Raw genomic sequence first — 26,969 nt, forward strand, 5'->3', positions numbered from 1 at the left:
TCGACCGCGTCATCGGCGGGCGGGCTCGCCCGGTGCGGCGGCAGGCCGGCGGGCCCGGCATCGGCCGTCGCCGGTTCGGCCGCCGGATCGACGCCATCGGCCGGCGTACGTGCGGATTCGGCCGAAGCGGCGTCGGGGAAAGGCAGGGGCGTTTGTTTCGGCATCCCGGTCATTATGCCTATTCGGCCTCGGCGCGCGCCTGACCGATCGGGCCGCCCAATGGGACTGCATATGCCCTCCGCCGGCCTCGCCGATGCGGCGAAATCCAGGCCGGACGGGGCTCAGCGCGCCTGCGCGGGGGGAGCCTGCACGGAAGCCGCGTGCGTGGGTGCCGCCGCGGCGGTCGCCTGCGACGGCTTGGCCTTGGCCGCCGCCGGCTCGGCCCGGGCCGGCTTCGGCGGCGCCTGGGCTTCACTCTCGGCGTGGCGCAGCACGTCGCTCAAGTACCAGCGACCGTCGCGGCGCTCGACCAGGACATAGGCATCGACCGGTTCGCCGGCGAGTCGGTAGCGCACCCGCACCCGGGCGCGGTCGCCGGTCTGTTCGGCCAGGGTGGCCTGCACGCTGGCGAGGGCAGCATCGAGGTCGAGGCCGTACGTGTTCACCACTTGCTTGAGCCGTTCGGCGAAGGGCCCGAGCCGGCGCAGGCTGCGGTCCATGCCGGTGCGTGCGAACGCGTCCGGCGCCGCCAGTCCGGTCGCGCGCGCGGCCGAGACCAACTGCGGAATCGCGACCCGTGCCCGCGCCGAATCGCCGAGCGGGGCGGCCTGCGCCCAGGCGCTGAGCGCGGCGATCAATTGCGCGTGGTGGTCGCGCTCGGTGTCGCTGTAGGCGGCTTCGCTGCGCACGTACTGGATCGCGAACAGGCCCATGGTCTTGGCCGCCGAGTGCAGTTCCTTGTCGGCGCCGGCGAACTGGCGGCGATAGGTCGCGACCAGGCTGCGCTCGGCGTCCTGGGCGGCGAGCGCGGCGATGAAGCTCGGGAAACGGTCGTCCAGCGGCAGCTCGGTCAGCGGCCAGACCGTGCGGCCTTCGCTCCAGGCGCTCTCGAGCCGGGCATGCAGCTCCGGGGTGACCGCATGGCGGGCATAGGCGGCCAGGTCGTTGCGGCGCAGGTCGGCGACCAACTGGGTCACGGCCTGGGCCGGCAGGGTCGGCACCGGGTCGGCCGGCGGCGCGGCGCGCTCACAGCCGGCCGCCGCCAACAGGACAGCGGTCGACACCAGCGCGATACATGCGCGTCGGACGTTGGGCATCGGGTGCGGCTCCCCAGTCGCGGACGGGCATCTTGGCGGCGCACCCCGGCCGACACAAGCCGTCACTCGCGGCACTGACCACGAAGCACATTAGTTGACGTGCTGCGTCGGGTCGGGCGTGGCAGCGGCCTCACCAAGGAAACGTGATTCTGGTCACGAATATATTACTGAATAGGCCTTAGCTCACATCGCGTGACTTGAGTCACCGTTTGTCCGCATATGTCCGGATAATTTGCCCTGCATGGCATGTTTTATGCGTTCTTAACCAGGCAGACCGGCAAAACGCCGGAACGTCAGAGCGCAATCAGCGCAGGAGCACCGATCCATGCGTCCTACCTCGACCCGTCTGTTCGCCGCCCTCCTTCTCGCCGGCACCGCACCCGCCTACGCCGCCGACGACTCCACCCAGTTCGACGTCACCATCACCATCACCAGCAGCTGCGACATCCACACCGTCGCCGCCACCGACGTCAATTTCGGCAGCGTCGCCTCGACCGCGACCAACGTCGACCAGCAGGGCCAGCTGACCGTGAACTGCACGCCGGGCACGGCGTATACGATCGCGCTCGACAACGGCCAGAACGGCGCCGACGTCAACAGCCGCGCGATGAGCGACGGCACCAACGAAGTGCCCTACCAGCTGTATCGCGCCGCCGCGCGCGGCGCCGGCGATGTCTGGGGCAGCACCACCGGCGGCGGCGGCAACGTCCTCGCGGGCACCGGCACCGGCGCGGCGCAGAACCTGCCGGTCTACGGGAGGACGCCGAGCGCGAACTTTCCCGCTGCTACTTACAATGACGTGGTGACCGCCACGGTGACCTACTGACCGGGACCGGACGATGAGCGGCCGCCGGCTCGTTCATGCCGTCCGCGCCGCTCTCGCCGCCGCGGCGCTATGGGGCGCGCTGGGATGGGCGCCGGTCGCCGCGACCGGGCTGCAGGTCACGCCCACCATCCTGACCCTGCAGGCCAGGCAGCGCGCCGACGGCCTGTGGCTCAGCAACACCGGCAGCAAACCGGTGCAGGCGCAGGTGCGGGTGTTCCGCTGGGTCCAGGAAAACAACGAAGAACGCTTCGAGGCCACCCGTGCCCTGGCGATCAGCCCGCCGATGCTGGAACTGGCGCCCGGCGCCCGCCAGTTGGTGCGGGTGATCCGGCTCGGCGCGCCGCCCGCGGCCGAGGAAAGCTATCGGCTGATCGTCGACGAACTGCCGCCCGGCGACCAGGAACACGCAGGCGGCCTGCAATTCGTCCTTCGCTATTCGGTGCCGGTGTTCCTCGCGCCGGCCGGCGAGGCGCCGAGCGCGCCGGAGCTGCGCGCGCAACTGAGTTTCGAAGGCGAACAGCCGCGCCTGAGCGTACGCAACCGCGGCGGCCAGCACGCGCAACTGGCCGATCTGGTTTTCGTCGACGCGCAGGGAGGCCGCCATCCGATCGGGTCGGGCCTGTTGGGTTACGCCCTGGCCGGCCAAGGCATGCGCTGGACGCTGGCGGCGCCGGCCGAGTTGCTGCGCGCGCCGGGCACCTTCAAGGCGAGGATCAATGGCGAATCGACCGAGCGGACGCTGGCGCTGGACCCGCCGGCTCGCTGAAGCCATGTCCGCCGGCCTGCTCCTGGCATCGTCCGCGAGCCTTGCGGCGGAACTGCCGCCGTTGATCCTGGCCCGCGCCGGCGAGAGCAACGCCGCCAGCGCACCGCTGCAGCTCTATCTCGAAGTCAGCCTCAACCAGACCGCTTACGGCACGCCGCAACCGTTCGAGCTGCGCGACGGCCGCCTGTTCGCCAGTGTCGCCACCCTGCGCCAGATCGGCTTCGCCCTCGACGGCCGTGGCGAGGCCGAGTCGCTGGCGCCCGACAGCCTGCCCGGCGTCGCCGTGCGCTATGACGCGGCGCTGCAGCGCGTCGCGATCGATGCGCCGCTGTCGCTGTTGTCGCTGGCCACCACCCGCCTCAACGCACCGGGCACCGATGTCCCCGATGCGAGCGCTTCGCCCGGCCTGCTGCTCAATTACGACTTCTACAGCAGCCGCGACGACCACGGCGACAGCACCAGCGCCTTCGCCGAACTGCGTGCGTTCGGCCTCGGCCGCGGCGTCTTCAGCCAGACCGCGGTGACCCGCAGCCATCGCAGCGAGGACGAACCGCGTCGGACCGATTCGGTGCGCCTGGACAGCAGCTGGCGCTGGTCCTCGCCGGGCTCGATGGTCAGCGTCAGCGTCGGCGACGTGATCAGCGGCCAGCTCGACTGGACCCGGCCGCTGCGCCTGGGCGGCGTACGCATCGGCCGCGATTTCGGCCTGCAGCCGTACCGCATCACCACGCCGCTGCCGACTTTTCTCGGCGAAGTCGCGGTGCCCTCGGCGGTCGACCTGTACGTCAACGGCATCCGCCAATACAGCGGCGAGCTGCCGCCGGGCCCGTTCCAGCTCGCGACCATTCCCGGCATCACCGGCGCCGGCAACGCGCAGTTGGTCGTCACCGACGCCTTCGGCCGCACCCGCCAGATCGATTTCCCGTTCTATGCCGCCCAACAACTGTTGGCCAAGGGCCTGTCGGATTGGTCGCTGAGCCTGGGCCTGGCGCGCGAGGATTACGCCCTGCGTTCGTTCGCCTACGGCAACGAGCCGCTCGCCAGCGCCGACCTGCGCTATGGCGTCAGCGACGAATTCACCGTCGAGGCGCATGCCGAAGGCGGCGACGGCGTGGTCAACGGCGGCCTCGGCGGGATTTGGCTGCTCGGCCGCGCCGGCGTGGTCAGCGCTTCGCTCGCTCACGGCCAGAGTCGCCACGACCATCGCCACGAGGCCGGCTGGCTGTACGCCGCCGCCTACAACTGGAGCAACGGACGCTTCAACCTCGCCGCCGACACCCAGCGCACGCACGGCGCGTATCGCGACGTCGCCTCGCGCTACGGCCTCGCTCCCCCGCGGGTCAGCGAGCGCGCGGTGGCGAGTTGGAACGATACCCGGCTCGGCAGCATCGGCCTGAGTTACGTGCGCCTGCTCTATCGCGGCGAAACCCCGGCCCGCTACGGCAGCGCGACCTGGTCGCGCAACTTCCGCAGCGGCGCGACCTTCAGCCTGTCCTACAACCAGAACCTCGACCGCTCCGAGGACCGCAGCGTCTACCTCGGCTTCTCGATGAACTTCGATCGCAGCCTGCAGCTCAGCGCCTCGGCGCAGCGCAACCGCGGCCGCGACCAGGCGGTGCTCGACCTGAGCCGGCCGATGCCCGGCGACGGCGGCTTCGGCTGGCGCCTGCAGGCGCGCGGCGGCGACGGCGAAGAAGGCGGCCTGGCCGAAGCCGGCTGGCTGACCTCGTTCGGGCGCTACAGCCTCGGCCTCGCGCGCCAGGGCGATGTCGACTACGGCTATGCCAGCGCCAGCGGCTCGCTGGTGTGGATGGGCGGCCACGCCTTCGCCGCGCGCAACGTCAGCGACGCGTTCGCGGTGGTATCGACCGACGGCCGCGCCGACGTGCCGGTGCTGCTCGAGAACCGCCCGATCGGCCGCACCGACCGCGACGGCATGCTGCTGGTGACGCCGCTCAATGCCTGGCAACGCAACCGCATCGCGATCGACCCGATGGAACTGCCGGCCGACCTGCGACTGGACCGGGTCGAAGTGCAGGCCACGCCCCAGGACCGCTCCGGCACCCTGGTGCGCTTCGGCATCGAGCAAGTCCGCGCCGCGGTGGTGGTGCTGCACGATGCCCGCGGCGAACCCTTGCCGGTCGGCAGCCGCGTGCGGCTCGACGCGGGCACGAATGCGGATTCGAATGCGAGCGCGAACGTGGTGGTCGGCTACGACGGCGAAACCTACTTCGACAATCTGCAGGAGCACAACGCCGTGCGCGTCGATACCGCCGACGGGCCCTGCAGCGTGCGCTTCGACTATCCCGCCGGCGGCGGCGTGCCGCGCATCGGCCCGCTGATCTGCCAGAGGCAGGTGTCGCCATGAATCGTCTACGGTTCGCAATGTCGTGCCTGATGCTGATGCTGGTGCTGTCGCTATTCGCGCGTCCCGCATCGGCGGCGACGACCTGCACGGGCACGATGACCAATCTCAATTTCGCGCCGACCAGCGGCGGCGTTACCGATGCGACCGCAACCCTAACCGTCACCTGCAACACCTTTGGTTTGTCCTTGCTCGCCAATGCCAAAGTCAGCATGTGCCTGAGCATCCGCAGCGGCACCGACGGCGGCGGCACGCTCAATCCGCGCCGCATGATCAACGGCTTCGGCGATCCGATGAACATGCAGCTTTACACCGATCCCGCGCGCACTGCGATCTGGGGCTCGCGCGGTAGTGCCACCGTGCCCAATCCGTTGCTATTGGAATTCAGTTATGCCGTGCCTTTGCTCGGTGGCAGCCAGACCCTTAACGCGACCCTGTACGGCCGCATCCCGGCCCAGTCCGGGCTCAATGCCGGCACTTACGTCAATCGCTTCACCGCCGCCGCCGACACCCTGATCGAGTTCCGCTATGCCGAAGCCTTGCTCGGTACTCCGGGGATGCCCGCCTCGTGCATCGCGGGTGGCACCGGCGCCGGCGCTCCCAGCCAATTCCCCTTCACCGTCAACGGGTCGGTGCCGAACAGCTGCACCCTGACGCCCAAGCCGGTGCCCAACCTGGCCTTCGGCAACGTGCCCGGCCCGATCACCTCGAACGTCGACCGGACTACCTCGATCGGCCTGGTCTGCAGCGGCCGCACCGCCTGGCAGATCGGCCTCAACAACGGCCTGTACGCCAGCGGCACGACCCGGCGGATGCGCAACGGCGCCGGCCAGTTCGTGGTCTACGAGTTGTATCGCAACAGCACGCGCACCCTGCGCTGGGGCAACACTCTCGGCAGCGACACCCTGGCCGGCACCGGCAGCGGCGGCGCGCAGTCGCTGCCGGTGTACGGCCGCGTCGGCGCGCAAGCGCCGAGCATCGGCGGCTACAGCGACACCATCACGGTGACGGTGACGTACTGAGCGCATCGCCGATGCATGGGCCTTGCGTCGCGATGCACGGACCCACGGCGCGTGGCCGCACGCGGCGCGAAGCAAAAGAAAAAGGAGGCGCAAGGCCTCCTTCAAGCCGGCTTGCGCCGGAAGATTACGAGTTGTGGCATGGCCCCGACTGGCACCGGGATGGGCGCAGCCTAACGCCGCGCCAAAGTTAATGCAACACCTGAAGTGTTGCGATGTAACTTATTGATTAATATCAATAGATCGTCGCCGTTACGCCTGAGACCGCGTCACGGCGCCAGATCGAGTGCGGCGCGCTTGGCTTGGCGGCGGGTTTCGCGCGGCTGGCTGAAGTCGTTGTTGAAGGTCATCGCCTCCCACGAGCCGTAGCTCGGGTTCGGCAACATCCACCAGCGTTCGCCGAACCAGTCGTGGTACTGCTGCAGCAAAGCGTCGCGGCCTTCCGCCGTGTTGGCGACGACCTGGACGAAGTCGCCGAGCTGATCGCCGAACTGCATCAGCACGCGGTACTGGCGCCCGGCCAGCAGGCGGCGGCAATTCTTCTCGCTGCCGTTCTGCTCGCAGCCTTCGACCACCGTGCCGAGGCCGAGGAACACCTGGTCGTCGGCGACCGGCAGGCCGGCGCTGCGCAGGTTGGCCAAGGTGGCTTCCTTGAGGTGCACTGCGCGGTTGGACAGATACAGGATGGTGATGCCCTTGGCCTGCGCGGCCTTGGCGAAATCGACCACGCCCGGCAGCGGCTTGGCCTTCTTCTCGGCGACCCAGGCGTCCCAGGTGACTTCGTCGTATTCCTTGCCGTCGCGCACCAGGCGCGCCTGATACGGCGAGTTGTCGAGCACGGTCTCGTCGACGTCCATGATCACGGCCGGCTTCAGCCCCTTGACCGGGTTGCCGCGCTCGTCGGGCACCAGCGCATCCCAGTTGGGCTGCTTGAGCGCGGTGTCGAGCTTGTCGGCGGCCGCGCGATAGACCGTCTCGGTCGTGGCGCGGTATTCGACCGAGCGCTGCATCCACAGCACCGCGTTGAGGTTGTCGTCGGCGCTGGTCGCGGCCGGCGCGGCGGCCGGGGCGGGCTTGGTGTCCGCCGAAGCCGCGGGTGCGGCCGGCGGGGTCGCCGGTTTGCACGCGCTCAGGGTGAGCGCGCAGGCGAGGACGGTCAGGGGCAAGGCGCGGGTCTGCATGCGCGGGCGCTCGGTCGTGGCAAGGCGGGGAGTGTAGGCCCCGTGGCAAAACCCTGTCGATTGCCGGCTCGGCCGCGATGGTTCAGGGCGCTGCGGCGCTCTTCCGCGCTCCCGCGGCCCGGCCGGTCAGCGGCGCTCGCGCGGCGGCGCCTGGGCGATGCATTCCACTTCGACTTTCGCGCCCAGGGCGAGCCCGGACGCGGCCAAGGCGCTGCGTGCCGGGAACGGCGCACTGAAGTGCTTGCGGTAGACCTCGTTGAAGGCCGGCCAGTCGGCGATGTCGGCCAGGAACACCGTGCATTTGACGACATCGCTCATTGAGGCGCCATGGCGTTCGAGCACCTGGCGGACGTTGCGCAAGGTCTGCTCGGCTTCGGCGGCGATGCCGCCTTGGGCCAGCGCGTTATCGCCGCCGGGCACGGTGCCGATCTGACCCGACAGGAACAGCAGGTCGCCGCTGCGCACCGCTTCGGAGAACGGCAGCTTGGCCGCGGCCGGGTCGGGCGAACGCAGGAATTCGGGCTTGTTCAGGAACTCAGGCTTGCGGGTTTCGCCGGCGATGGCGCCGTGCGCGGCGACGGCGAGCAGCAACGGGATCGACAGGGCTAGGCGCATGACCACTCCGGCAGTTGGGTTTCGATTGGGATAGTGGCTTCGGCGGGCTTCAGTGCCTACGCCGGCACGGGCGCGACCTGCAGCGAGACCTGCTTGGTATCGCCGGCGACCCATTGCGTGCCGACTTCGCCGAAACCGTAGCCCGCGTGGAAGCGGCTGGAGGCTTCGTTGAACGGCACGATGTAGAACTCGCAGACGACCCGGTCGAAGCCCTGTTCGCGGGCGAAGCCGAACAGATCGTCGTACAGCAGGCCGCCGAGCTTGCGCCCGCGGTGGCCGGCGGCGACGGCGATGCGGTCGACGTAGATGAACGCCGGGTAGCGCTCGGAGAACCAGCGATAGTTCGGGCTGTCGTAGTCGGCGCCTTCGCGGAACGCGAGCAGGAACGCGACCACGGCGTCGCCGTCGCAGACCACCCGGTGATAAACCGCCTGCCGGTCCAGATCGGCCAGCCGCGGCGCATCGAGCGGACTCATCAAGGCCTCGGACTCGAGATTGAGCGCGAGCACCGCCGGGTGGTCGGCGGGCGTGGCGTCGCGGATGGTGTAGGGGGGCATGGCGACGGGCTGGGGGCTGGAGGTGGGTGGGGGCCGAGGAACCAGGGGAAGGAACTAGGAGCTGGAAGTGAGTCAAGAGGAGTGAGGAATGAGGAGTGAGAGGAGCGAGGACGTCTTGCCCGAGGAACTTAGGAACTGGGAACTAGGAACTAGAAGTTGGTAGCGAGGAGTGAGGAGGGCGCTGCTTCCACTCGCTACTCACTCCTCTTGGCCCACTTCTCGCCTGAGGAGTGGTCAGCAACGAGCAACGAGAGCGATGCGACAACTGCTGCGACTCGTTACTCGTTCCTCTTAACTCGTTCCCAGCCTCACGTAGGCGTCCCCACCTCGTCCCACTCCTGCTCGTCGAATCGCAGCAGCCAGTTGAGCGCGTAATGGCGCTCGTAGACGATGCTCGGGTGCAGGTCGGCCGGCGGCGCTTTTTCGTCGAGGCGGGCCTGGCGGACCAGCCAATGACGGCGATAGATCCCATCGAGGGCGTCGAGCAGTTCCGGCACCGGGCGCAGCCGCGCGGCGGCGATCCGGGCTTCGTCGGCGTGTTCGATCGCGGTCTGGGCGACCTCGCCGGCATCGCAGATCGCCGTCGGAGGCGGCAGCGTCTCGGTCAGGCCCAGCGCCCACTGCAGCAACGCCGCGCTTTCGTAGCGCCAACCGTGATTGGCCCAGGTTTCCTCGTCGGGCGTTTCGGCATCGATGAATTCGCGCTCGGCCGGGGTCAGCGCGGCGACGCCCGGGCCGAGCTTGAGGGCGATTTCAGCCGCCGACAGCGGGTCGCTGCCCAGCGATTCGGCGCGCACCGCGACCGCGGTCAGCGCCAGCATGCGCCGCATGGCCTCCTCCGGCGTGCGCAGGCGCACTTCGCCGGCGCCGAGCACCGGCGGCAGATGCGCCGGCACGGTCGCACCGAGCGCCTGCAATTCGGCTTCGCTGCGCGCCTTGCGTTCGCGCGCGTCGGCCGGATACGGCAGCGCCGAATCGGCATCGACCGCGGGCTCGCCCTGGCTGACCAGCACTTGCCCGGCCGGGTCGCGCACCGAGCCGTCGGGCAGGAAGCAGACCGCGTTCGCGGCCTGCGCCCACGAGGCCAGGGCCTCGAACGCGCCGTCCTCGACCTCGAAGCTGTAATGACTCTGTACCCGCTGCAGATGGCGGATCACCGCGAAGGTGCGCGCGTCCATGCCGTCCGCGAGCGTGCCGAGCACGTAGCCGACGAAGCCCTGCAGATGCGGCACCAGTTCGGCATCGCTGCGGTCGCGATAGGCCGGCGGCGCGGCGAGGAAATCCGGCGCCGGCGGCGCGGCGAGCGTGGAGTAGGCGTTGATCAACAGGGCCATGTCGTTGCGCGTTCGTGGACGAGTGCGGCAAGACTAGCCGATTCGGCTGCAACCGGCGTGGCGGGGTTTGCGCTTTGCGCAGGCCGCCGGGCGCGGCGCGCGAACCGCAAATCCCGGGCACCGCCGCCACGCGGCTGACGTCGGCGCGACGCGGGCGCCTGCCCCCTTCTGCAAGGGGCAGGTTTCGGCGCGTTCCGTCGTCGGGTCGCCAGGTCGGCTTGGCGTTGTGGCGACCGCCTGCATCACGCCCGTCCTTCCAGCGGGGGCAGAGGGAACTTTCTCGGCGCTCCGACTCGCCCCGCTCAGCCGTTCTCCAGCAACGCCTTGATCGCCGCGAACCCCGCGTTCGCGCGCTCGTGCTTGCGCGCCGCGTCGGCGACCGGGTCGGCGCCGTCGCGCTGCAATTCGGCCGCGGGCAGTTCGTCGATGAAGCGGCTCGGCTTGAGCCGGATGCGTTCGCCCCAGCGCTGGGTTTCGCGCGCATGCGACAAGTACAAAGCTTCCTTGGCGCGGGTGATACCCACGTACATCAGGCGCCGCTCCTCGTCGAGGCGGCCTTCGTCGAGGCTGGCGTCGTGCGGCAGGTTGCCGTCTTCGACGCCGACGATGAATACGTAACGGAACTCCAGGCCCTTGGCCGCGTGCAGGCTCATCAACCGCACCTGATTGCCGGCCTCGCCCTTGTCGGCATGCGACAGCAGCGCCAGCTGCGCGGCCAGTTCGCCCGGGCCCGCGCCCTTGCCGCCGTCGAACCAGCCCGACAGTTCGCCGAGGTTTTCCTTGCGCCGCTGGAACGAGGCCTCGTCCTTGCACTGGGCGCGGATCGAGGCCAGCAGGCCGCTGCGCTCGGCCAGCACGCCGACCAGTTCGCCGGGGCTGATGCACTGCGCTTCGGCGCGCAGGAAGCGCAGGATCTGCACGAAGCCGTCGAGCGCGGTGCCGGCGCGCGGGCTGAGCTGCTTGATCGCGCTGATCGATTCGGCCATGCGCGACATCGGCAGCTGCGCGTGCTGCGCCATCTCGGCGAGCTTGGCCAGGGTGGTCGCACCGATCTCGCGCTTGGGCGAGGTCACCGCGCGCAGAAAGGCCGCGTCGTCGTCGGGGTTGGCGATCAGGCGCAGCCAGGACAGCGCGTCCTTGACCTCGCCGCGCTCCAGGAACGCGGTGCCGCCGCTGAGGTGATAGGGCACGCGCAACAATTGCAGCGCTTTTTCCAGCGCGCGGCTTTGGTGGTTGCCGCGGAACAGGATGCAGAAATCGGCCCACATCGCCTCGTTCTTCTGCGCCAGGTACTGGATTTCGGCGGCGACCTTCTCGGCCTCGTGGGCGCTGTCGCGGCATTCCCAGACCCGGATGCGCTCGCCGTCGGCCTGGTCGCTCCACAGGGTCTTGGGGTGCTCGTGCGGGTTGTTGGCGATCAGCGCATTGGCTGCGCGCAGCACGCGGTTGCTGCAGCGGTAGTTCTGTTCGAGCTTGATGATCTGCAGGTTCGGATAGTCCTTGCCCAGCTCCAGCAGGTTGTCGGGGTTGGCGCCGCGCCAGGCGTAGATCGACTGGTCGTCGTCGCCCACGCAGGTGAACAGGCCGCGCGGACCGGCCAGAGCCTTGAGCAGCCGGTACTGGGCGTCGTTGGTGTCCTGGCACTCGTCGACCAGCAGGTAGCCGATGCGTTCGCGCCAGGCCAGCTGCACCTCGGGGTCGGCTTCGAGCAACTGCACGGGCAGGCGGATCAGGTCGTCGAAGTCGACCGCGTTGAAGGTGGTCAGGCGCGCCTGGTACATCTCGTACACCGTCGCCGCCTCGATCTCGCGCGCGCTGCGCGATTCGCGCATGGCTTCGGCGGGCGACAGGCCGGAGTTCTTGGCGCGCGAAATCAGGTTGCGCATCTCGTCGATCACATCGGGCTTGCTGCCGGCCGGCAGCAGGTCCTTGATCTGGGCGTTGCTGTCGTCGCTGTCGAACACGCTGAAGCCGCGGCGCAGGCCGAGCTTGGCGTGTTCGTACTGGAGGAACTTCAGCCCCAGCGCATGGAAGGTGCAGATGGTCAGTCCGTCGGCGCCGTCGCCGCGGATCCGCTTGGCCACGCGCTCGCGCATTTCCTTGGCGGACTTGTTGGTGAAGGTGATCGCGGCGATGCGCTTGGCCGGCATGCGGCCGGACGCGATCAGATGGGCGATCTTCTCGACGATGACGCGGGTCTTGCCGCTGCCGGCGCCGGCAAGCACGAGCAAGGGCCCTTCGGTGTTGAGGACGGCGGCGCGCTGGGGAGGATTGAGACCGTGCATGGAGTATCGGATCGCCGGCAAGGGCCGGTCAGGCCGCACAGTCTAACCGCCCGGCCGGTACGACCGGACCGGGCGGCTGGAGTAGGCTGGGCGGCTCAGGCCCGCACCGCGCCGGGCCTCGTCGGAGCTCGCCATGACACGTGATCTCGTCGCCCGGCTGACCGGCATCGGCCTGGCCTTGGCCGCCCTGGCCGGCCCGGCCGCCGGTGCGGCGCCCGCCGGCATGCCCACCACCGCTTCGACGCCGGTCGAGGCGACCCCGGAACGGCTGGCCAGCGCCGAAACCGACCGCATCGGCCAGCGCGAGTTCGACGCCCGCCAGCGCCTGTCGGCGACCCACCCCAACGAACTGTGGCGCTTGTACGGCACCGACGCGGCCGGCCACGGGCAGTGGCGGGACGCCTCGCGTTTCTTCCGCCGCGCCGCGCGCTATGCCGACAAGTACTCGCAGCACCGGCTCAGCCTGATGTACTGGCACGGCCTCGGCGTGCCGCACGACCGCGCCCTCGCCTATGCCTGGGCCGACCTCGCCGCCGAGCGCGGCTATCCGCAGTTCGTCTTGCTGCGCGAGAAGATCTGGCAAGAGCTCGACGAGAGCGAACGCCAGCGCGCTCTGCAGGTGGGTGTGGCGATCTTCGACGAGTACGCCGACGAAGTCGCCAAGCCGCGCATGGAGCGCGAAGTCGCCCGCGCCCGCAGCCGCATCACCGGCAGCCCGGCCGGCCTGAGCACCGGCAACCTGCGCGTGTTCGCCTCGCGCGGCGGCTCGGACCTTTTCGACCCCGGCGACGCGATCGACCTGCGCCCGATGTACGCCGAGTGGCGCCTGGACACTCGCCGCTACTGGGCGGTCGAGGACGCGGTTTGGCAAAGCGGCAGCAGCGTCGAAGTCGGCATCCTGGAGCAGATCATGAGCGGCCAGCGCCCCTGAAGCGCGCGACGCGGCTGCGCGCTCGGCCCGGGCTTGCTACCCTCGCCGCCGCGCCGGCCTTCCGCCCGGCGCGAGCACCGGAGCGCTTGCCGTGACAGGACGTCTGATCGTGGGTCTGTTCGCTCTCTCATTGGCGGCGGGCGCCAGTCCGGCGGCGACGCCGACCGGCCCCGATCCGGCCGCCGATGCCGGGCTGGCCGACGTCGGCTACATGCATCTGCATCCCGACGTCGAATACCGCCAGCTTGGCCTGCAGTCGTATCGGCGCGGGCATCACGCGGTCGCCTTCGATCATTTCCGCCGCGCCGGCTACTTCGGCGACAAGCCCGCGCAAGGCCTGGTCGCGGAAATGTACTGGAAGGGCGAAGGCGTGCCGGCCGACCGGGCCCTGGCCTATGTCTGGATGGACCTCGCCGCCGAACGCGGCTATCGCGACCTGGTCGGCCTGCGCGAACGCTATTGGGCGCAGCTCAGCGCAGCCGAGCGCCAGCGCGCGCTCGAACAGGGCCCGGCGCTGTATCGCGAGTACGGCGATCCGACGGTCAAGCCGCGCTACGCCCGCCGCCTGCAACGCCTGCGCAACCAGATCACCGGCAGCCATATCGGCACCGACGTCGGCGTGCTGGCCGGGCAGCGCGACGCCTCCGGCGCGGTCGCCCTGACCGGCGGGCTGTACGCCGACGCCAACTGGAACGCCGAGCAGTACTGGCAGCGCCAGGACCGGCTGTGGCGGCTGAAACTCGGCGGCACGGTCAACATCGGCGATGTCGAGGCGATGAATCCGGAAGGCGCCGCGCTGCCGCCGCCCGCCGCGCAGGGCACGAACGACCCGCCGCGTCCCCACTGACGCGACACCGGCGCGCGGCCCGACTGAATGGGCGGACCGCGCCCTTCAGTGCCGGGCGCCGCGCGTCAAGTCTGTGGCGGCGCCGCGCCGCGCCCTAAACTGCGGCCATGGCCAAGCTCTATTTCTATTATTCGGCGATGAACGCCGGCAAGACCACGACGCTGCTGCAGTCGGCGCACAACTACCAGGAACGCGGCATGCGCGTGGCGATCCTGACCCCGCGCCTGGACGACCGCGCCGGCAGCGGCACGGTGGCCTCGCGGATCGGGCTGCGCGCCGACGCGGTCGCCTTCGGCCACGATGCCGACCTGGAACGGCTGATCCGCGCCGACATCGCCGCGCACGGGCAGCTGCATTGCGTGCTCGTCGACGAGGCCCAGTTCCTCACCCGCTCGCAGGTCTGGCAACTCAGCGAAATCGTCGACGACCTGCGCATTCCGGTGCTGTGCTACGGGCTGCGCACCGACTTCCGCGGCGAGCTGTTCGAAGGCAGCCAGTATCTGTTGGCCTGGGCCGACGAGCTGACCGAGATCAAGACCATCTGCCATTCCGGCAAGAAGGCGACCATGACCGTGCGCGTCGACGAAGCCGGCCGCGCCGTGCAGGACGGGCCGCAGGTCGAGATCGGCGGCAACGACCGTTACGTGTCGGTGTCGCGCGCCGAGTACAAGAAGGTCATGCGCGGCGAGGGCACGATCGAGCCTTTGCAGCAGTCGCTGCAGTTGTCCAGGTAAGGCGGCCAGCGGTTCGCGCACTGAAGCTTGCGCGGTCATCGCATCGGCGCGGTCGCGGCTCGCGCCGCTCTACCCTTGCTGGCGTCGCTCCTGGGTAGGTGCGGCGCAAGCCGCGACCGCGAACCCTCGACCGCCGGCGCCCCTAGCAGCCTCGCCTAATCCACCAAGGCCGACCGAAAAAACCCGTCGAGCCGGTCCGCCCGCCCGCTGGCCGCCGGCAGCGACTGCCCCAAGGCCTGCATGCGTTCCAGCTCGGCGCCGAGGAAGTCGCTGATCGCCGGCACGCGCGGCCCGGCCGACACCTCGGCGCTGTGGCGCTTGCGCGCCAGCAAGGCCTCGATCGCCTCGCGCACTTCGCCGTCGGGCAGCAGGCGTTCCAGCAGATCCTCGAACGCCATCGGCGGCGGGCCCTGCTCGCGTTCGATCCACTGGCAGGCCAGCACCGGGCGCAGCACGTACAGGTATTTCTTGGTGCGGATGTGTTCGCCGCCCAGGTGCGCGCGGGAGGTGCCGTGGGCCAGGCTGAAGTAGTGGTGCCAGGCGGCGACCGGCGAGTAGAACTCGTCGGCCAGGGTCCGCAGTCCGGCGCTGAGCGTGCCGTCCTCGCGGTAGACGATCGGCGAACGCAGCCATTCCGACAGGGTCGGGTTGGACTTGGACAGCAGCCGCAGCGCCTTGCGCAGGTCCCAGCCGCTGATGTCGAGTTCGTCGTCGATCGGCAGCTCGATCACGTCGCGCTGCGGCTCGCCGGGCCCGGTGCGTTCGTTGACCGTCAGATACCAGGGCCGGCGATGGACGTAGACGAAACGGGCGTCGTAGTCGCTGTCGGGCGAGGAGAAACCCCAGCCGCGGCTGCCGGATTCGCAGGCATAGACGATGCGCACGTCGTGCTCGCGTTCGACCGCCTCCAGGGCGGCGAGCACCGCGCGCCGCTTTTCGTCCGAAACCGGGTGGATGTTCTGGACCGCGTCGCTGGAATCCATGGCCGGGACCTGCCGGTGCGTGGCCCGGCAGGGTAGCGCAAACCCGGGCGCGTTCCGATGCTGCGCGGACGCGGCGCGCTGGCGTATCGTGCACCGACCCCGGCGGCGAGAGCGCACGCCGCACCCCAGCGAACCCGATGCCGCCGATGCCGCCCAAAATGCCGCCCACCGCGCCGATCCAGACCGAACGCCTGCTGTTGCGCGAACTGACGCCGGACGATGCCGGCTTCATCCTCGAATTGCTCAACGAACCCTCTTTCATCGCCAACATCGGCGACCGCGGCGTGCGCGATCTCGACGGTGCGATCCGCTACATCCTCGACGGCCCGTCGCAGAGCTACGCGCGCCACGGCTACGGCCTGTGGCGGGTGGAGCTGCGCGACAGCGGCGAGGTCATCGGCATGTGCGGGCTGCTGCGGCGCGAGACCCTGCCCGACCCCGACCTGGGCTACGCCTTCCTGCCGCGCCATTGGTCGCGCGGCTATGCGCTGGAATCCGGCGAGGCGGTGCTGCGCCATGCGCGAGAAGCCTTGGCGCTGTCGCGGGTGCTGGCGATCACCGACCCCGACAATCAACCTTCGATCAAAGTGCTGGAGCGGCTGGGCCTGCGCTTCGAGGGCATGGTCCGCATGAGCGAGGACGCCAAGGAACTGCGGCTGTTCTCGACCGCGCCGGCGGCGGCCGGCTGAGCCGGCGATGACGACACGTCCTGCCCTCGCGTGCGCGCTGCTGTCGGCCCTGCTCGCCCTGGCCGGCGCCGGCTGCGCCGAGGCGCGGCCGCCGCAGGTGCGCGACGGCGACGTGATCTTCCATGTCTCGCGCTCCTCGCAGAGCCAGGCGATCCAGCACGCGACCGGCTCGCGCTACAGCCACATGGGGATGATCCTGCATCGCGACGGCCAGCCCTACGTGTTCGAGGCGATCGATCCGGTCGCCTACACCCCCTTGCAGCGCTGGATCGCACGCGGCGAAGGCGGCCATTACGTGCTCAAGCGCCTGCGCACGCCCTTGAACGCGCGGCAGGCGAGCCAGCTGCGCGATGCCGCGGACGCCTTTCGCGGGCGACGCTACGACCTGGCATTCGAATGGTCGGACCAGCGCATCTATTGCTCGGAGCTGGTCTGGAAGCTGTACGACCGCGCCCTGGGCCTGCGCATCGGCGCGCTGCAGCCGCTGCGCAGCTTCAAGCTCGACGATCCGGCGGTGAAGGCCAAGCTGCGCGAGCGTTACGGCGAACGGGTGCCGCTGGCCGAACCGGTGATCTCGCCGGCGGCGATGTTCGATTCGCCCTTGCTGACCACCGTCGCCTCGGGCTGAACCCGCGCTCCGCGCAGGACCGCCGCGCCGCCGACATAGTCGGTCCAGACCACGTGGACCGCCTCGCCGGTCACCGCCATCTGCGCGAACCCGGTGCCGCGGCCGCGACCCTGCAGGCGCGCGACCTCGATGCGCTGGCGCACCCGCGACAGATCCGGCGCCAGGCGCGCGAGTTGCAGGCTCTGGCCGCCGCGCTCTTCGCGCAGCCACAGCACCCAGGCCGCATCGGCGCTCAGCGCGGTGTCGACCCGTCCCTGCACCGGTTCGCCGCGGTCGAGCACCAGCGGCGGGCCGAAGCGATCGCCGGCGTCGCGACTGTAGGCCGCCTGCACCGTCGGCGTGTCGCCCGCGGCGGTGTACCAGGCCACCAGCGCGCTTTCGCCGCGTGCGCTGACCGAGGGTCCGTTGACCGGGCAGGCCGGCATGACCCAGCCGTCGGCATGCACTAGCTTCGGCTGCGTCCAACCGCTGCGGTCGCGACGGGTGACGGCGATATCGCGCACCTCGCCCTCGCTGCGGTCGCGATAGACCAATAGCGGGCCGCGCGCGGTCATCGCCGCGTCGGTCTGGCAGCAATCGCAAGTCATGGCGTCGAGTTCGACTTCGCCGTAACGATGCAGGTCGGCGCCGATCCGCACGCTGCGCAGGCTCATCGCGCCGGAGCCCGCCGCGTGGCCGCCGCCGTGACCGCGCTCGCCGCTGTTGCTGTGGCGGCCATCGAGCCAGGCCATGCCGACCGCGTCGGCGCCGTCGGGCCAGATCGAGACGAAACCGTGCTCGCTCTGGCCGCCGTCGGTATTGACCTTGAGCGGCGCCGACCACGGCGCGCGGCCGTCGGCCGAGCGCACCAGCACCACGTCGTAGGCGTACGGCGCCTGCGCGGATTTCTGCAGCCAATGCGCCCACACCGCGCCGTCCGCGCTCACCGCCAGATGCGGGGTGTCGGCCCAATTGACGAACCAGTCCTCGCCCACCGCGATCGACTGCGGCGGCCGCGGCCAACCGCCGTCGCGATCGGCGACGGCGTAACGCAAGGCGAACTTGCCGGCCTCGCCGGTGATCCACGACAGCCACACTCGTCCATCGGGCGTGGCGATCAGATCCGGTTGAGCCGCCGCCGCGTCGACCTGCAAGGGCCAGGCCGACACCCGCCACGGCGCGTCGGCGGTCTGGGTCGAGGGGTGGGTTGCAGTCTCGGGCGATGCCGGCGCCGAGTCACGGCCGCAGCCCGACAAGAACAGCAACGACAACAGGGCCAGACAAAGCAGGCGAGGCGTCATGGCCGGAGTCGGGTAGCCGAGGGATCAGGCATTGTGCGGCGGCGACCGACGCCACACCAGGCAACGGTTGTTGGCCGGCATCGCCCGATCGGCGACCAGACGCAGCCCGATGGCCGCGGCCAGGGCATCGACCGCCTCGAAGTCGCGCACCCCCGACTGCGGGTCGCGCGCCTTCAGCCAGCCGTCGAACTCGCGGTTGCTGTCGCTGCTGAATTCGCCGCGGTAATTGAACGGCCCGTAGACCACCACCGTCGCGTCCACCGCCAGCACCCGGCCGAGCCCGGCGAAGAAGGCCTCGACCTGCGACCAACCCATGATGTGCAGGCTGTTGGCGCTGAACGCCGCGTCGAAGCGCGGCGCCTCGCCCTCGCCCGGCCATCGCGGCCAGGCCACGTCGAGCCCGACCGCCGGCGGCGTGTTCGGCAACCCCGCCTCGTCGAGCCACAGCGCGATGCCGGGCAGGTACTCGGCGCGGTCCGAACACTGCCAACTCAGCCACGGCATCGCCGCGGCGAAGTACACCGCGTGCTGCCCCGTGCCGCTGCCGATCTCCAGCACCCGCCGGCGCCCGGCGTAATGCTCGCGCAACACCTCGAGGATTGGATCGCGGTTGCGGTCGCAGGAGGGGGAATGGGGCTTCATGGCGGCGATCCTTCCTCTCTGACCCGGGCCCATCCGAGCACGTCTTCGCTGCGTATCGCAATGCGGATCAAGCGGCGATCGTTGAGATCGGCGACGACGCCGCGCTCGCCAATCAGATAATGCGGCCCTATGCGCGTGACTAGATCCACGTCCGCCAACAGGTACGAACTCGGATTGCCGCCGTTGACCACCACGCAAGGACGCTTGCTCCAGATCGCATTGACCGTATCGCAACCGGACTTGGTCAATGCGATGTCGACGCGGGAAATCTGGCCTAGACCGAAGAAACCGATGATCCGGCCGGCCCCAATCGACAATGAACTGGTGAATACCAATACGTAGATCACCATCAGCACCGGCACGACGATCTTCGCCCGGCCAGGCATGTCGGCTACGGCCAACATCACTACGTGTAGAAAGATCGCTGTCACCACGAGTACGGCCGTGTTCGCCAAGAACGTCGCGCTCGGTTCGTGCTGCCAAAGTAGCAGGATCAGGGCGATGAACGACCACGCCAGCACATAGCAGTAGAACTGAAACAGAAACAGCCCGGATATTTTGCGCAACGGCTGTATCACGAAGCTCTCGCGACGCGGGGTTTCCAACATCACCACCGCCGTCAGGGGCGGTACCAAGACCAGCACGATGAGGTAGGGGACTTTGACGTACAGCAACATCGCGCTGTAGACCGCCGCGGCGAAGGCTGCAGCCGCCGCGCTCGTCAGGGCATAGCACTCGTGCTTCCAGCGACGGCGAAACGGCTGGCCTGCTCGCAGACGAACGACCGTCTTCGGACCGATGCCCTGGCGGCGCCAGAAGATCAGCATCAAGCCCGGAAACACCAGCAAGACCATCACTACGAGCAGCAGAATCAGTCCGATCGCCGCCGAGGCGATGACCACCCCGAGCAAATCCGTTAACGCAAGAACCGGCAGGTACCCGATTCGAAAAAAATGGTGGAGGACGATCGCGCCGCCCCACAGCGTCGCAGCGGACACCACCGCCGTCTTGGGATGCTGCCTGAACTTATCCAGCGCCCATTCCATGGGGACCGCCGGCACCGATGCCGGCACGTGTACCGATTCCTTCTGCACGACTCAGCCTCCTGGCAGCTCACACGCTGTGTTCCTACCTTGCCATAGCCCTGGGCATGTTCCGACAGCGGTCGGCGGCCTGGCGCCGGACTTTCGTCGATCAAGCCTCCCGCGCCGCCGCGAACGCCAGCCCCGAGACTACGCCGAGCGAGGCGTCGCCGGCGACCTGGCGCGCGTTCGGGAAGCACTGGCGCACGGTTTCGCGCACGTAGGGCGCGCGCGACATGCCGCCGGTCAGGAAGACCGCCGCCGGGGCCGCGCCGTGCTCGGCGGCGATCTCGGCGCCGACCTCGCGCAGCAGTTCGGCCAGGTTGCCGAGGAAAGGATCGGCGGCGCGGGCCAGGTCCTCGGCGGTCGAGGCCAGGGCGAGGTCGCGCTCGATGTAGTCCAGCGCGGCCTGGCTGTCGCCCTGCGTGCTCAGCCGGATCTTGGTCGATTCCACCGCCCGGCTCAGGCGCGTGGTGTTGCCGGCCTGCTGCAGCGAGATCAGGCGCGGGCCGAACGGCGCGTCGACTTCGCGGTAGCTGTCGCGGCGCTGGAACTCGCGCTGGCGCACCACGTCGTGGACCGTCGCGGCCTCGACGTAATGGTGCGCCGGCACCCGCGTCGCGCCCTTGCCGAACAGCGGCATGAAGCGCGACAGGCTCAGCGACAGGTCGACGTCGACGCCACCGCGGGCGATGCCCCAGGAGCCCAGCACCACCGGCGCCTGCGGGCCGCCGACTTCGGCCAGGGTGATGTCGGTGGTGCCGCCGCCGATGTCGACCACCAGGGTGCGGTGACGTGCGGCGCTCTGGGCGTGATAGCCCAGCGCCGCCGCGACCGGTTCTTCGAGGAAGCTGACCTCGTCGAAGCCGGCGCTGGCGGCCGCCTCGGTCATGATCTCGAGGGCCTGGTCGCCGCCGGCCGCGCCGAGCGAGCTGCGGAACTGGACCGGGCGGCCGAGCACCGCGCGGCGCACGTTGGCGCCGAGTTGCTGGCCGGCGGTCAGGCGGATGTGTTCGAGGATGTAGCCGGCGATGCCGACGATGGTCTGGCGCACATGCGGCGCGAGCTGGTAGCCGAGCATCGACTTGGGCGACTGCACCAGGTTGCCGAAGCCTTCGCTGAGGTAGGCCTCGACCGCTTCCTCGCCGTAGACCGCGTTCTGCAACGAGGCCGCCGAGGCGCGCGCCTCGCGCACCTGCTGTTCCAGCCACTGCCGGCGCACCGCGCGGATGGCGTCGCGGCGCAGGTCCGGCTCGGAACGCTGCGCCGGCGTCGGGATCATCGCCAGCGCCGCCTCGCGTTGCTCCACCGGCAGTCGCGCGGCGTGCTCGCGCCGCGCCTGCGCCTCGTTGATCGCACGGGTCTGCTGGGTGCGCGCATTGCGCACCTGCGCCTCGACCTCGGCTTCGAGCGCGTCGGTCAGCTCGAACTGGCTCGGGTCCGGCACCGCCTCCGGGAAATACACTGTGGTGCGGAACTGTCGCTCCTCGCCGAAGCGGATCGTACGGACCTCGCCGTCGACGAGGGCCGCGGCGGCCGAATAGCTGGTGCCGAAATCGATACCGATCTTCATGGGACGACTGAGCGTTCTGCGGCGCGCAAGGATACAGGGCCGCGGCCCGCCGGGGCTGAACCGTCGGCGGATTAGCGGCGGTGTGCCGGCGCCTGCCGAGTCGCCGCCGGACGCCGTAGGTTTGCCAGGCGACACAGCGACGCTGCCGCGGAGCGCTCGGCCGGTCGCGATCGCAGGGCCGGCACGCTCTCCCGCTACGGCCGCGGTTGCGGCGGCGGAACCGCGTCCTGCGGAAGGTACCGATCGATGCTCGCGCCATCGAACAGGAATCTGATCTCATCGACAGCGACCGTTCCGCGCAGGGTCGACATCGCGACCATCGCCAGCTCGTGCTGTTGGTCTTCGAACCGCCCGCCATTGAACTTCGGCACGTAGGCCTTGCTCAGGTCGATGACGAGAGCCTTGCTGCCGGTGTCGAGGGTCGCTTTGACGCGAACGGCCCGACCCTGTCCTTCCAGACGCTTCTGACGATCGACGACGCGCTGCAATTTGTCGGTCAGCATCGCTTCTATCTCGAGTCGATCCTTGCTTGCGAAGGTCGCCGCCGCTTTTCCGCTGCCCATGGGGGCTACGGCTTGGTCGTCCGATTTGGCCTGGGCTGCGGCATACGGGCTGTGCGCCGTCAGCGCGGCAATCACCACGCAAGCCGATGCGATGGCATTCGACAGCGGGGGTCGGCCCGAATTCAAGCGCCTATGCGAACAACGTACACCGGTCGGGCATCCTTTCTTCTCGTCAGTCACGGTCTAATCTCCATTTGCTGGCGCTGAGTTGTCGGTTGCAACGCTCACCCTCGATCGCGTTGCCCAGGCAGACGATGACGGAACCGGATCACGCCGGTCTGTCTTCGGCGTGCGGCATGCCGTCATACGCGCGGCCCGGCCGAACCGAATTCCCGCAGCCGCCGATTCTGAAGGCGTCGCCACCGATGCGTCCACGACGAGCGGCAGCCGCGCCACGCCCGCCCAACAACGGCGCGGACCGCGAAGGCGTTCGACACGAACGGTGAATCGTTCATGGCGGCAGACCGCGGCCGGCACGCCGTCTCATGGACTGAGATTATCGTCGCGTACAACGAGACTCCGTCCCTGCAGCCGGCGCCCCGCCCCGATATGTCCGCCCTGATCGATCCGTCCCCTCGCGACCTCGTCCCGGCCGCGGCCGCGCAGCGCGCCCTGGCGCGCGCCGACGAGGCCGTCGACGCACGCCACGGCGGCGCGCTGGCCGACCGCCTGCAGCACCGTTACCGCGACCGCATCACCGGACGCTTCACCCTGCCCGGCCGCGAGGGCCGCTATGCGCCGCTGCCGGAGGCGTTGCCGGAGCCGCTCAAGGCGGCGCTGCGCGCGCGCGGCATCGAACGCCTCTACAGCCACCAGGCCGAAGCCTGGGAGGCGGCCCAGGCCGGCGAACACGTCGCGGTGGTCACCCCGACCGCCTCGGGCAAGTCGCTGTGCTACACCCTGCCGGTGGTGGCCGCGGCGATGACCCAGGGCGCGAAGGCGCTGTATCTGTTCCCGACCAAGGCGCTCGCGCAAGACCAGGTCGCCGAACTGCTGGAACTCAACCGCGCCGGCGACCTCGGGGTCAAGGCCTTCACCTTCGACGGCGACACGCCCGGCGATGCGCGCCAGGCGATCCGCCTGCACGGCGACATCGTCGTGTCCAACCCGGACATGCTGCACCAGGCGATCCTGCCGCATCACACCAAGTGGGCGCAGTTCTTCGAGAACCTGCGCTACATCGTCATCGACGAAATCCACACCTATCGCGGCGTGTTCGGCAGCCACGTCGCCGACGTGCTGCGCCGGCTCAAGCGCATCTGCGCGTTCTACGGCGTCGCGCCGCAATTCATCCTGTGCTCGGCGACGATCGGCAACCCGCAGGCGCATGCGCAGGCGCTGATCGAACAGCCGGTGCGCGCGATCCTCGATTCCGGCGCGCCGACCGGCGACAAGCACGTGCTGCTGTGGAACCCGCCGGTGGTCAATCCCGACCTCGGCCTGCGCGCTTCGGCGCGCTCGCAGAGCAACCGCATCGCCCGCATCGCGATCAAGGCAGGACTCAAGACCCTGGTGTTCGCCCAGACCCGGCTGATGGTCGAGGTGCTGACCAAATACCTCAAGGACGTGTTCGACCACGACCCGCGCAAGCCCGCGCGCATCCGCGCCTACCGCGGCGGCTACCTGCCGACCGAGCGGCGCGAAGCCGAACGGGCGATGCGCGACGGCCGCATCGACGGCATCGTCTCGACTTCGGCGCTGGAACTCGGCGTCGACATCGGCAGCCTCGACGTGGTGGTGCTCAACGGCTATCCGGGTTCGGTCGCCGCGACCTGGCAGCGCTTCGGCCGCGCCGGGCGCCGCCAGCAGCCCTCGCTCGGCGTGCTGGTCGCCAATTCGCAACCGCTCGACCAGTACGTGGTGCGGCACCCGGACTTCTTCGCCGACGCCCCGCCCGAACACGCGCGGATCGCCCCGGACCAGCCGCTGATCCTGTTCGACCACATCCGCTGCGCCGCCTTCGAGCTGCCGTTCCAGCACGGCGAGTCGTTCGGCCCGATCGACCCGGAGGTATATCTGCAGGCGCTGGCCGAGACCGGCGTGGTCCATCGCGAAGGCGAGCGCTGGGAGTGGATCGCCGACAGCTACCCGGCCAATGCGGTCAGCCTGCGCTCGGTCGCCGACGGCAACTTCGTCGTGGTCGACCGCAGCGACGGCCGCCAGGCGATCATCGCCGAGGTCGATTACTCGGCCGCCGCGCTGACCTTGTACGAGGGCGCGATCCACATGATCCAGTCGCTGCCCTATCAGGTCGAGCGCCTCGACTGGGAAGGCCGCAAGGCCTACGTCACCCGCACCCACGTCGACTACTACACCGACTCGATCGACTACACCAAGCTCAAGGTGCTGGACCGCTTCGACGGCGGCGAAGCCGGGCGCGGCGACAGCCACCACGGCGAGGTCCACGTGGTGCGGCGCGTCGCCGGCTATAAGAAAATCCGTTACTACACCCACGAGAACATCGGCTACGGACCGGTCAATCTGCCCGACCAGGAGCTGCATACGACCGCGGTGTGGTGGCAGTTGCCGCAAGGCGTATTGCTGTCGCGCTTCGACTCGAAACAGGACGCGCTGGACGGATTTCTCGGCGCCGCCCATGCCCTGCACGTGGTCGCCACGGTCGCGGTGATGGCCGACGCGCGCGACCTGCAGAAGTCGGTCGGCAACGGCGACGGCGCCTGGTTCGCGACCCAGGATGCCGGCGGACGCGGGCAGTTGCGCGGCAATGGTCATGAGCTGGTGCCGGGCGGCTCGATGGCCTCGCTGGAGCTGCAGCAGTTCGTGCCGACGGTCTACCTGTACGACAACTTCCCGGGCGGCGTGGGCCTCAGCGAGCCGCTGTGGCTGCGCCAGGCCGAACTGGTGACGCGCGCGCGCGAGCTGATCGAACGCTGCGATTGCCGCGCCGGCTGCCCGGCCTGCGTCGGCCCGATCCTGGCGGTCGACGAAACCCGCAGCGAAAACACGCCGAAATCGCTCGCGCGCCGGGTGCTGAGTCTGCTCGGCGAAGGCCACCTCGATCAGGGCGAGCTCGTCGATAACGAGCTCGTCGAGAGCGAGCTCGTCAGGAGCGGGGACGCGTGAGCATCGATATCGCCAAGCTGCGGATGCTGCAGCGGCAGGCCGGGCGGGCGGATGCGGCACCGGTCGACGCGGGTGTACCGGAAGTTAAAGCAAATCTCCGCCAACCCCTGTTTTTCAAAGCGGGGAGCGGCGTCGCTGCACGGGAAGCGAACGATGCGGTTATCGAAGCTTCGGAAGCCGGCGCGGCTCTGCCTCGTTCGCGCTTCGACGGCACGCGTCCCTCTACGCCCTTGGCCAGTCCCTCACCTCATGACGACAAGGCGCCGGGAGCGGCTCGCCCTGGTCCCTCCGAGGCCGGCACGACCCTGTTCGGAAAAGACGGGTTGCCGGAAATTCGCTCTGTGCGCCCCGACCTCGACGCGCTGCGCCGGCTGATCGCGCAACGCGAGCGCAAGCCGGGCGCGTCATCGCCGCAGGCGGCCGCGCCCGCAGTACTGCATGCCGTCGCCGACCGCTCCATGCCCGGCCGTGAAATCTCGCCCGGCCTGTTCTTCACCGAAGTCCACCTGCGCTTGCCGGTGCCGCAAGCCGCGCTGTCGCTGGCCTTCGCCAAGCGGCCCGACGATGCGCTCGACCCGCGCCGTCTGATGTTTTTCGATACCGAGACCACCGGCCTGGCCGGCGGCACCGGCACCCGCGCTTTCATGATCGGTGCGGCCGATTGGCATCGCCACGAGGCGCATGGCGACGGCCTGCGCATCCGCCAGCTCACCATCGCCACCCTCGCCGCCGAACCGGCGATGCTGCGCGCCTTCGCGCAATGGCTGAGGCCCGACACGGTGCTGTCGAGCTACAACGGCCGCTGTTACGACGCGCCGCTGCTCAATACGCGCTATCGCCTCGCCCGCATCGCCAATCCGCTGGCCGGGCTCGACCATGTCGACCTGTTGTTCCCGACCCGGCGCCTGTATCGCGGTGTGTGGGAAAACTGCAAGCTCGCGACCATCGAACGCGAACTGTTGCGAATCGTGCGCGAAGACGACCTGCCCGGTTCGCAGGCGCCGGCCGCGTGGCTGCAGTTCCTGCGCGGCGGCAGTTCGGCCTTGCTGCACCGCGTCGCCGCGCACAATCACCAGGACGTGGTGACCCTGGCGCAGCTGATGCTGAAGCTGGTCGAGGCGCAGGCGGCCTTGCCGGTCTGAGCGATGGGCTGGCGACAGGACGGCGACGTGTCGGTCCGCGCCCCGGCATCGGCGAGGAGGCGCGTCATCTGCGCTGCGAACGGCCCGGCTACACTGCGCGGCCCGCGGCCTTCATACGCCGCACACGCCACCGGTCGCACTCTGCCAGCGACCACGCCCCGGAGCCTCGCCATGTCCCTGCACCCCGCTGACCGCCTCGTCGGATTCCGTTCGCTCATCGCCGGCGCCGCCCTGACCCTGGCACTGGCCGCCTGCGCCACGCCGATCCCGCCGACCGATATCAGCCCGGCCGCCTGCAACGCCGAGGCTTCGCGCTGGGCCATCGGCCGCGCGCCGAGCGCCGACGTGGTCGAACGCGTCCGCGTCGAGACCGGCAGCCGCACCGTGCGCGTGCTGACCCCGGGCATGGCGGCGACGATGGACTTCCAGCAGGACCGCCTCAACATCGACGTCAACGAGCGCGGCGCCATCACCGGCCTGCGTTGCGGCTGAGGCCTGTGCGCGCGGTCGCGAATCGCGGCATCCGCGGCCCGGCGTTAACCCTGGGCACAGCTGTGCCGGGGCAGGCTCGGGCCATCGCGCCGCGC

24 protein-coding genes are annotated in these 26,969 nt (G+C 69.7%); 12 read left to right on the top strand and 12 right to left on the bottom strand.

The features are described from left to right. Nucleotides 1–281 precede the first annotated feature (281 nt). On the bottom strand, nt 282–1,223 hold the full coding sequence (locus ACSAMQ_RS06735; protein WP_435394921.1) for a hypothetical protein: 942 nt from the start codon (nt 1,221–1,223) through the stop codon (nt 282–284). 358 nt (nt 1,224–1,581) lie between these two features. On the opposite strand from ACSAMQ_RS06735, the gene ACSAMQ_RS06740 reads away from it, so the two are divergent. Genes ACSAMQ_RS06740 through ACSAMQ_RS06755 form a run of 4 tightly spaced genes read left to right on the top strand, consistent with a single transcriptional unit; the run spans nt 1,582 to nt 6,235 of the window. Continuing rightward, nucleotides 1,582–2,082 carry a Csu type fimbrial protein gene (locus tag ACSAMQ_RS06740; protein ID WP_435394922.1) on the top strand — a complete coding sequence of 167 codons (501 nt, stop codon included), beginning with the start codon at nt 1,582–1,584 and terminating at the stop codon, nt 2,080–2,082. Between the two features lie 13 nt (nt 2,083–2,095). Further along, the gene (locus ACSAMQ_RS06745) at nt 2,096–2,848 is read left to right on the top strand and encodes a fimbrial biogenesis chaperone (RefSeq protein ID WP_435394923.1); all 753 of its coding nucleotides are present in this window, start codon (nt 2,096–2,098) and stop codon (nt 2,846–2,848) included. 4 nt (nt 2,849–2,852) lie between these two features. Then, nucleotides 2,853–5,216 carry a fimbria/pilus outer membrane usher protein gene (locus tag ACSAMQ_RS06750; protein WP_435394924.1) on the top strand — a complete coding sequence of 788 codons (2,364 nt, stop codon included), beginning with the start codon at nt 2,853–2,855 and terminating at the stop codon, nt 5,214–5,216. Next, nucleotides 5,213–6,235, top strand: a complete 1,023-nt coding sequence (locus tag ACSAMQ_RS06755) for a Csu type fimbrial protein (RefSeq protein WP_435394925.1) — start codon at nt 5,213–5,215, stop codon at nt 6,233–6,235. The genes ACSAMQ_RS06750 and ACSAMQ_RS06755 overlap by 4 nt, the downstream gene beginning before the upstream one ends. A 266-nt stretch (nt 6,236–6,501) precedes the next feature. Here the strand turns inward: ACSAMQ_RS06755 and ACSAMQ_RS06760 are convergent, their stop codons facing one another. From ACSAMQ_RS06760 to ACSAMQ_RS06780, 5 genes are all read right to left on the bottom strand, one after another. Next, the gene (locus ACSAMQ_RS06760; protein ID WP_435394926.1) at nt 6,502–7,413 is read right to left on the bottom strand and encodes a 5'-nucleotidase, lipoprotein e(P4) family; all 912 of its coding nucleotides are present in this window, start codon (nt 7,411–7,413) and stop codon (nt 6,502–6,504) included. 126 nt (nt 7,414–7,539) lie between these two features. Then, on the bottom strand, nt 7,540–8,028 hold the full coding sequence (locus ACSAMQ_RS06765) for a RidA family protein (RefSeq protein ID WP_435394927.1): 489 nt from the start codon (nt 8,026–8,028) through the stop codon (nt 7,540–7,542). A gap of 56 nt (nt 8,029–8,084) precedes the next feature. Then, the gene (locus ACSAMQ_RS06770; RefSeq protein ID WP_435394928.1) at nt 8,085–8,585 is read right to left on the bottom strand and encodes a GNAT family N-acetyltransferase; all 501 of its coding nucleotides are present in this window, start codon (nt 8,583–8,585) and stop codon (nt 8,085–8,087) included. Between the two features lie 308 nt (nt 8,586–8,893). Next, entirely contained in the window at nt 8,894–9,919 is a 1,026-nt protein-coding gene (locus ACSAMQ_RS06775; protein WP_435394929.1) for a DUF4272 domain-containing protein, read from the bottom strand. Between the two features lie 302 nt (nt 9,920–10,221). Continuing rightward, nucleotides 10,222–12,204 carry a UvrD-helicase domain-containing protein gene (locus ACSAMQ_RS06780; RefSeq protein WP_435394930.1) on the bottom strand — a complete coding sequence of 661 codons (1,983 nt, stop codon included), beginning with the start codon at nt 12,202–12,204 and terminating at the stop codon, nt 10,222–10,224. A gap of 133 nt (nt 12,205–12,337) precedes the next feature. Between ACSAMQ_RS06780 and ACSAMQ_RS06785 the strand changes: the two genes are divergently transcribed. The 3 genes from ACSAMQ_RS06785 (at nt 12,338) to ACSAMQ_RS06795 (ending at nt 14,716) form a co-directional block, all read left to right on the top strand. Beyond that, nucleotides 12,338–13,135 carry a hypothetical protein gene (locus tag ACSAMQ_RS06785; RefSeq protein WP_435394931.1) on the top strand — a complete coding sequence of 266 codons (798 nt, stop codon included), beginning with the start codon at nt 12,338–12,340 and terminating at the stop codon, nt 13,133–13,135. 91 nt (nt 13,136–13,226) lie between these two features. Then, a complete protein-coding gene (locus ACSAMQ_RS06790; RefSeq protein WP_435394932.1) occupies nt 13,227–13,982 on the top strand; it encodes a hypothetical protein in 756 nt (251 codons plus the stop codon). 107 nt (nt 13,983–14,089) lie between these two features. Beyond that, nucleotides 14,090–14,716: a thymidine kinase gene (locus tag ACSAMQ_RS06795; protein WP_435394933.1), complete on the top strand. Its 627-nt coding sequence runs from the start codon at nt 14,090–14,092 to the stop codon at nt 14,714–14,716. 155 nt (nt 14,717–14,871) lie between these two features. Here the strand turns inward: ACSAMQ_RS06795 and ACSAMQ_RS06800 are convergent, their stop codons facing one another. Continuing rightward, nucleotides 14,872–15,699 (bottom strand): nucleotidyltransferase domain-containing protein, encoded by an 828-nt coding sequence (locus ACSAMQ_RS06800; RefSeq protein ID WP_435394934.1) that lies wholly within the window; start codon nt 15,697–15,699, stop codon nt 14,872–14,874. A 146-nt stretch (nt 15,700–15,845) separates the two neighbouring features. Here ACSAMQ_RS06800 and ACSAMQ_RS06805 point away from each other — a divergent pair, with 146 nt between their 5' ends. Together ACSAMQ_RS06805 and ACSAMQ_RS06810 are read left to right on the top strand one after the other, a co-directional pair. Further along, nucleotides 15,846–16,388, top strand: a complete 543-nt coding sequence (locus ACSAMQ_RS06805) for a GNAT family N-acetyltransferase (protein WP_435394935.1) — start codon at nt 15,846–15,848, stop codon at nt 16,386–16,388. A 7-nt stretch (nt 16,389–16,395) separates the two neighbouring features. Beyond that, the gene (locus ACSAMQ_RS06810) at nt 16,396–17,016 is read left to right on the top strand and encodes a YiiX family permuted papain-like enzyme (protein ID WP_435394936.1); all 621 of its coding nucleotides are present in this window, start codon (nt 16,396–16,398) and stop codon (nt 17,014–17,016) included. Here ACSAMQ_RS06810 and ACSAMQ_RS06815 read toward each other — a convergent pair. The 5 genes from ACSAMQ_RS06815 to ACSAMQ_RS06835 form a co-directional block, all read right to left on the bottom strand. Further along, nucleotides 16,926–18,296 (bottom strand): hypothetical protein, encoded by a 1,371-nt coding sequence (locus ACSAMQ_RS06815; RefSeq protein ID WP_435394937.1) that lies wholly within the window; start codon nt 18,294–18,296, stop codon nt 16,926–16,928. The genes ACSAMQ_RS06810 and ACSAMQ_RS06815 overlap by 91 nt on opposite strands. Nucleotides 18,297–18,320: 24 nt before the next feature. Then, on the bottom strand, nt 18,321–18,938 hold the full coding sequence (locus tag ACSAMQ_RS06820; protein WP_435394938.1) for a DUF938 domain-containing protein: 618 nt from the start codon (nt 18,936–18,938) through the stop codon (nt 18,321–18,323). Then, nucleotides 18,935–20,032 carry a hypothetical protein gene (locus tag ACSAMQ_RS06825; RefSeq protein ID WP_435394939.1) on the bottom strand — a complete coding sequence of 366 codons (1,098 nt, stop codon included), beginning with the start codon at nt 20,030–20,032 and terminating at the stop codon, nt 18,935–18,937. Before ACSAMQ_RS06825 ends, ACSAMQ_RS06820 begins: the two co-directional genes overlap by 4 nt. A 100-nt stretch (nt 20,033–20,132) precedes the next feature. Then, nucleotides 20,133–21,593: an Hsp70 family protein gene (locus ACSAMQ_RS06830; RefSeq protein WP_435394940.1), complete on the bottom strand. Its 1,461-nt coding sequence runs from the start codon at nt 21,591–21,593 to the stop codon at nt 20,133–20,135. 194 nt (nt 21,594–21,787) lie between these two features. Then, nucleotides 21,788–22,336, bottom strand: a complete 549-nt coding sequence (locus ACSAMQ_RS06835) for a hypothetical protein (protein WP_435394941.1) — start codon at nt 22,334–22,336, stop codon at nt 21,788–21,790. A 369-nt stretch (nt 22,337–22,705) separates the two neighbouring features. Between ACSAMQ_RS06835 and ACSAMQ_RS06840 the strand changes: the two genes are divergently transcribed. From ACSAMQ_RS06840 to ACSAMQ_RS06850, 3 genes are all read left to right on the top strand, one after another. Continuing rightward, nucleotides 22,706–25,240, top strand: a complete 2,535-nt coding sequence (locus ACSAMQ_RS06840) for a DEAD/DEAH box helicase (protein WP_435394942.1) — start codon at nt 22,706–22,708, stop codon at nt 25,238–25,240. 23 nt (nt 25,241–25,263) lie between these two features. Next, nucleotides 25,264–26,382, top strand: a complete 1,119-nt coding sequence (locus ACSAMQ_RS06845; protein ID WP_435394963.1) for a ribonuclease H-like domain-containing protein — start codon at nt 25,264–25,266, stop codon at nt 26,380–26,382. Nucleotides 26,383–26,553: 171 nt separating this feature from the next. Beyond that, nucleotides 26,554–26,874: an I78 family peptidase inhibitor gene (locus tag ACSAMQ_RS06850; RefSeq protein WP_435394943.1), complete on the top strand. Its 321-nt coding sequence runs from the start codon at nt 26,554–26,556 to the stop codon at nt 26,872–26,874. The last annotated feature ends 95 nt before the right edge of the window (nt 26,875–26,969 follow it).

Source organism: Lysobacter sp. 1R34A, from assembly GCF_051217035.1.
GTDB lineage: Bacteria > Pseudomonadota > Gammaproteobacteria > Xanthomonadales > Xanthomonadaceae > Lysobacter.